The sequence below is a fragment of the Endozoicomonas sp. YOMI1 genome (genome assembly GCF_024606345.1).
In the GTDB taxonomy this organism is placed as follows: domain Bacteria; phylum Pseudomonadota; class Gammaproteobacteria; order Pseudomonadales; family Endozoicomonadaceae; genus Endozoicomonas.
In genome coordinates, this window is the sequence record NZ_JAHHPM010000301.1 from 1 (window position 1) to 5,377 (window position 5,377).

6 protein-coding genes and 1 other RNA gene are annotated in these 5,377 nt (G+C 49.5%); 4 read left to right on the plus strand and 3 right to left on the minus strand.

The window, feature by feature from the left end; translation table 11 throughout:
• Positions 1-471 precede the first annotated feature (471 nt).
• Positions 472-837, minus strand: a transfer-messenger RNA (tmRNA) gene (gene ssrA / locus KDK15_RS10660).
• Positions 838-1,130: 293 nt separating this feature from the next.
• The gene (smpB, locus tag KDK15_RS10665) at positions 1,131-1,610 is read right to left on the minus strand and encodes an SsrA-binding protein SmpB (protein WP_257295346.1); all 480 of its coding nucleotides are present in this window, start codon (positions 1,608-1,610) and stop codon (positions 1,131-1,133) included.
• A gap of 521 nt (positions 1,611-2,131) precedes the next feature.
• On the opposite strand from smpB, the gene KDK15_RS10670 reads away from it, so the two are divergent.
• The 3 genes from KDK15_RS10670 (at position 2,132) to KDK15_RS10680 (ending at position 4,348) form a co-directional block, all read left to right on the plus strand.
• Complete coding sequence (locus tag KDK15_RS10670; protein ID WP_257295342.1) at positions 2,132-3,490, plus strand: sodium-dependent transporter; 1,359 nt, start codon at positions 2,132-2,134, stop codon at positions 3,488-3,490.
• A 107-nt stretch (positions 3,491-3,597) separates the two neighbouring features.
• Complete coding sequence (locus KDK15_RS10675) at positions 3,598-4,029, plus strand: type II toxin-antitoxin system RatA family toxin (protein WP_257295343.1); 432 nt, start codon at positions 3,598-3,600, stop codon at positions 4,027-4,029.
• Positions 4,022-4,348 carry an RnfH family protein gene (locus tag KDK15_RS10680; protein ID WP_257295344.1) on the plus strand — a complete coding sequence of 109 codons (327 nt, stop codon included), beginning with the start codon at positions 4,022-4,024 and terminating at the stop codon, positions 4,346-4,348. Before KDK15_RS10675 ends, KDK15_RS10680 begins: the two co-directional genes overlap by 8 nt.
• A gap of 45 nt (positions 4,349-4,393) precedes the next feature.
• Here the strand turns inward: KDK15_RS10680 and KDK15_RS10685 are convergent, their stop codons facing one another.
• Positions 4,394-4,780, minus strand: coding sequence for an outer membrane protein assembly factor BamE (locus KDK15_RS10685; protein ID WP_257295345.1), 387 nt, complete (start codon positions 4,778-4,780; stop codon positions 4,394-4,396).
• Positions 4,781-4,900: 120 nt separating this feature from the next.
• Between KDK15_RS10685 and fur the strand changes: the two genes are divergently transcribed.
• Complete coding sequence (fur, locus tag KDK15_RS10690) at positions 4,901-5,311, plus strand: ferric iron uptake transcriptional regulator (protein WP_373691363.1); 411 nt, start codon at positions 4,901-4,903, stop codon at positions 5,309-5,311.
• Positions 5,312-5,377: the final 66 nt, after the last annotated feature.

The window sequence follows — 5,377 nt, forward strand, 5'->3', positions numbered from 1 at the left end:
TGGATTTTTATTTTCATCAATTGCCAGCAGAATTTGTGCGTTACGTTTTTTATACCGAGCTACACGAGGTTTCTCTTGCTTAACAAGGCTGTCGAGTCTGATTCTTCATTCTTTCTTCCTCGGTCAGACGGACGTGATATTTGATTGCCACGGTAATCTCCAATATTTGTTGATTTGGAGGTATCAGGATAGATCGGATAATGACCTTTCAAGTGGAAAAAAAGAAGTACTAGTGTGAAATATTGCTACCGGATACCCGGTTAATCAGAGGTCAGGTTACGGACAGATGTGTGCCGGAAGAACAGAGCTGAAATGGGGGAGAATTCCTCCCCAAACAAAAAACAGCATTCCTGAAAACCTCATTTCAAAAGGCTGTCAAAAATGCTGTCATTTTGGGTCAGAATGCGGGCAAATTAATGCTAGCCTCGAACTATCGTACTTTCGTAACCTATTATTTTATCTGCATTTGATTGGTGGAGGCGGCGGGACTTGAACCCGCGTCCGCCAGCTCTACGCCTTCGGCTCTACATGCTTAGCTTCCGTTATTAAGTTAACGCAGAACGACCCAACGGTCAGGGTGACACTGCGCGATCCTGTGGATTTAACCCACCGGTTCCAGGAAGACCGATGTGGCGATTCTATTTTCGGTAACGATCAATTTCCACCCAATAGACAAGACAGAGTGATCGGGAGAAAGCTGTTATTAGGCAGCTATTGCTCCTTTGAAGCTATTATCGTTAGCAACTATACGTTTGTAGCGTTTTGATTTACGAGAGCCGCTACGCCCTCGACATGCACCTTGGGTTTCGTAACCGTCGTCGAATCCTGATCGCCCCCAGTAACAAAACTCTAGCGTATTTATGCCAAAAGTCAGTAGCAAATGCAACTGTGTTTAGTACATAAATATTTTTACACTGCAAAAAATACCATTGTCGTTAAATTTTCCTGAGAAAGACAGGAAGTGCCTTCTGTATGAGGTACTAAGCCGAGGAACAGATCGCCAGCTGTTTTTATTCACTGCAAAGGCACAGGCACTCCCCAACAACGAATTCCGGATTCAATAGCCAGGTGAATTGCATTAAGAAAAAGAAGTTGGCGGCACACAGTGCAGCTGTGTGCCGGGGGGGGTATCAGCCGCGGTGCATAACCCGCTGCTTTTCAATATTCCACTCACGCTCTTTGGTGGCTGCCCGCTTATCAAACTCTTTCTTTCCCCTGGCAAGGGCAATCTGGCATTTGATCAGGTGCCCTTTCCAGTAAAGTTTGGTGGCGATACAGGCATGGCCTTTTTGCTGGGTTACCGAGAACAGGTTGGCCAGTTCTCTGCGGTTCAGCAGCAGTTTGCGGTCACGTAAGGGGTCGGCCACAACATGGGTGGATGCGGTGATCAGTGGTGTGATCTGGGCACCAATCAACCAGGCTTCACCATCTTTCAGCAGGACGTAACTGTCCACCAGCTGGACTTTGCCCTGCCGGAGGCTTTTGACTTCCCAACCGGCGAGGGAAATGCCTGCTTCGAAAGTCTCGTCGATGTGAAAATCGTGACGGGCTTTCTTGTTGACGACAATGGATGAGTCGCCCTGTTTGCCTTTCTTTGAACTTTTTGCCATGGCGCGGATTATAGGAGCAGCTAAAGGTAAAGTCACTAATTCTGGGGGATCCGGACTGGTTTCGACAATAGCGCCGGATCCATGAAGGTTTAGCATAGTGAATATTTCTGCATTTAATAACCGGCATGTTCAAAAAACTCTATTTTGACCGGTTAGACGGCAAAAACGGTTGAGATGTAGTGCCTAACCGGTACAATGGCAGCCAAACCTGTCTGATCTTCTCCGCTCTTCCATCAGCATGCTGTTTCATCTGAGGTAGTCTTTATCGCTGATTGTTCGGTTTGGAGGTTTGCCGGGATTGTGCTGTTCCCGTGAAAATCTCGCGTGGTAATCGTTCAAGAAGCAAGAAGCCGTCTGAAATGCAGCGTTGCTGTTCTGGTTTTCGACAACTGGCCCTGATTGATATAGATGTTCTCAGCTGTATCACAGCGGGTTATCCATAAGCATTATTCTGTGTTGTCTGACCTTACCTGCCTTTCAAACAGCCTCTGAGTAAAATAATTCGACTCATTGGGGAACTCATGTCTGGACAAAATCCAACGATATCGAAAAAAACCTGGGCTAACCGCTGGACCTTTCTGCTCGCCGCAGCCGGCTCTGCCATCGGTCTGGGCAATATCTGGAAATTTCCATACATCGCCGGGCAATATGGCGGTGGTGCCTTCGTGATGCTTTACCTGTTGTGCATCGCCATTATGGGGGTACCACTGTTGATGGCTGAAACGGCCATTGGCCGTCACACCCGCCTGAGCCCCCTGAATGCCATTCGCAAGCTGACCAGTGAGCTGGGGGCTAGCAAAGTGTGGGGCATTATTGGCTGGATGGGAATGCTGGCGTGCTTCCTGATTCTCTCTTTCTACAGTGTGATCGCTGGCTGGTCCCTTGCTTATGCCTGGAACATTGTGACCGGGGCCTTCAGTGGCATGAACACCGATCAGGTCGGTGATGCTTTTGGTGGACTCGTGTCATCTGCACCACGTCAGATCTTCTGGCACACCGCCTTTATGGTGATCACCCTGGTGATTACTGCCCGTGGTATCCATAAAGGTCTTGAGAAAGGCCTGCAGGTGATGATGCCCGCCCTGTTTGCCTTGCTGCTGATCATGCTGGGCTACAGCATGCTGGAAACCGGACAGTTTATGCGCGGCTTTGACTTTATGTTCTCCGTGGATTTCTCCAAGGTCACCGGTGAAGCCTTTGTTGCCGCATTAGGTCAGGCGTTCTTTACCCTGAGCCTGGGTATGTGTTGCCTGATGGCCTACGGCGCTTATATGCCTGCCAATAATTCCATTCCAAGAACAGCGATTAACGTTGCCGCTCTGGATACCCTGATGGCTATTATCTCCGGTCTGATTGTCTTCCCGATCGTATTTGCCTATGGACTGGAGCCCTCTGCCGGCCCCGGCCTGCTGTTTGTTTCCCTGACGGCGGCCTTTGTTCACATGCCGATGGGTGAGCTGTTTGGCTGCCTGTTCTTTGTCCTGGTGGGTATTGCCGCACTAAGCTCTGCCATCTCCCTGGTTGAACCGGCACTGGCCTGGCTGATCGAGCGCACACCGCTGAGCCGTACCGTCGCGACGGTGATTCTCTGTGCAACCATCTGGTTTGTTGGCTTGGGCACCGTGTTCTCCATGAGTGGTGACCTGACCTTCACGCTGTTCGGGAAGAACTTCTTTGATCTGCTGGATTACTTCACCAGTAATATCCTGCTGCCTGTGGGTGGTCTGCTGATCTCCATCTTCGCTGGCTGGGTAATGAAGCGTTCAACCATGACGCAAGAGCTGGGCCTGAGTGTGGGAGTTTTTAACCTTTGGCGCGCCATGATCCGTGTGATCGTGCCACTGTGTGTGTTGATGGTGTTGATCAGCGCGCTGTTCTAGGAGGCTGAGTTCGTAACAAAACCTCAACAGACCCTGACACTGTCTATTAATCCAAGGGCCGGAATAGGTTATCCTATCCGGCCTTTTTTTGTTGAAAGGCTCTTTCTATGCCAAGGATTTCCCGTTCCGCACTGGTCATGTATTCCGCTGAACAGATGTATGATCTGGTCAGCGATATTGAGTCGTATGCAGAGTTTCTGCCGGGGTGTGCCGGTGCTCGTATTGACCATCGGGAAGGCGAACATCTGGAAGCCACCCTCGAAGTGGCCAAAGCCGGATTACGTCACAGCTTTTCGACAAGGAACCAAATGATCCACGGGAGGTCTATTGAAATGCGACTGCTGAAAGGGCCATTTAAACACTTATCCGGTATCTGGACATTTCAGCCCCTGGACGAGGATGGCTGCAAGGTTTCCCTGGAGCTGGAGTTTGAAATGAGCAATAAGCTGACTCAGGCAACGCTGGGTAGGCTGATTGGCCAGATGATGAATGCCATGGTAGATGCCTTTGGCAATAGAGCGAAGCAGATTTATGGCTAAGATGTTAATGGATGAACCTGCTATCCGGGTGGAAGTGGCCTATGCAAGAGCCCATGAGCAGAAGATTATCGCGCTGAAGGTCAAAGAAGGAACTACAGTGCTGGAAGCTGCCAGAAAATCGGGCATTATTGATTACTTTCCGGAGATTAATCTGGACGAGGCAACACTGGGTATCTTTGGCAAAGCCGTATTAAAACCCGGAGAACAGGCGCTAAGAGAAGGCGAACGGGTAGAGATTTACCGCCCCTTGATTGCCGACCCCAAAGAGATTCGCAAACGCAGGGCAGAACAGGCGAAACAGAAGAACCCAGTTAAGTAATAGCTGAGAGAGATGTTCTTTAGGGTTAAGTGGTATCAGCAGTAATTATTGCTGACTTTTCCCGGTTATCAGGTCACCTTGAATAGAATGGAGTTGATCGTTTGCAAAAAACAGTGTGACTGTCTTCTGCTCGCGGCTCTTACCACCGGGCTGTAAGCTATAGACGTAATCCCAGCGATTGCTGTTAAACGTATCTTCCAGCAAAGGAGTACCTATTACATATTGGACCTGGGCACGGGTCATACCCGGACGGAGCTGGTTAACCATTTCCCGGGTAATGACATTTCCCTGCTGAATATCAATTTTATAGGCACCGGGGAAACTGATAAGCTTCGAACCACTGTCCGTGGAGCTGGCGCACCCTGTTAGCAGGGTTGTTGAGAGAACGGCTGAGAAAAGTGCGGCGGCCAGGGCGAACGTGGTTTTTTGCATCGGTTTCAGACTTCCATTATCTTGCTCAAAAATGACTAGCAGCCTGCTCGCAGAGCAAAATGAAAAAGCTGCACGAAGACGTGATAATAGCAGGATTATCTTACAAAGGGTTAGGGAAACGTGTTGGAAAATCAAGAGTTGCGCAAAGCAGGGCTTAAAGTCACCCTTCCTCGTGTGAAGATTCTACAGATCCTTGAAGGTGCCGAAGAGAAGCATATGTCGGCGGAAGATGTGTACAAGGCTCTGCTGGAAGCGGAAGAGGATGTGGGTCTGGCTACCGTCTACCGGGTGCTGACCCAGTTTGAAAGTGCCGGCTTGGTGGTTCGCCATAACTTTGATGGCGGTCACTCCGTGTTTGAGCTCGCCCGCGGGGGACACCATGACCATATGGTTTGCATGGAGAGCGGTGACGTTATTGAGTTCATTGACGAAGAGATTGAGAAACGTCAGCACGCCATTGCTGAAAAGCACGGTTTCGAAATCGTGGATCATAATCTGGTGATCTATGTACGTCCAAAGAAGAAAAAATAAACAGTTGAAATAAAGCAACGAACGCAACAAGCCCTGCTAGACTTGGCCTGTGCAGGTCTTTTGGTC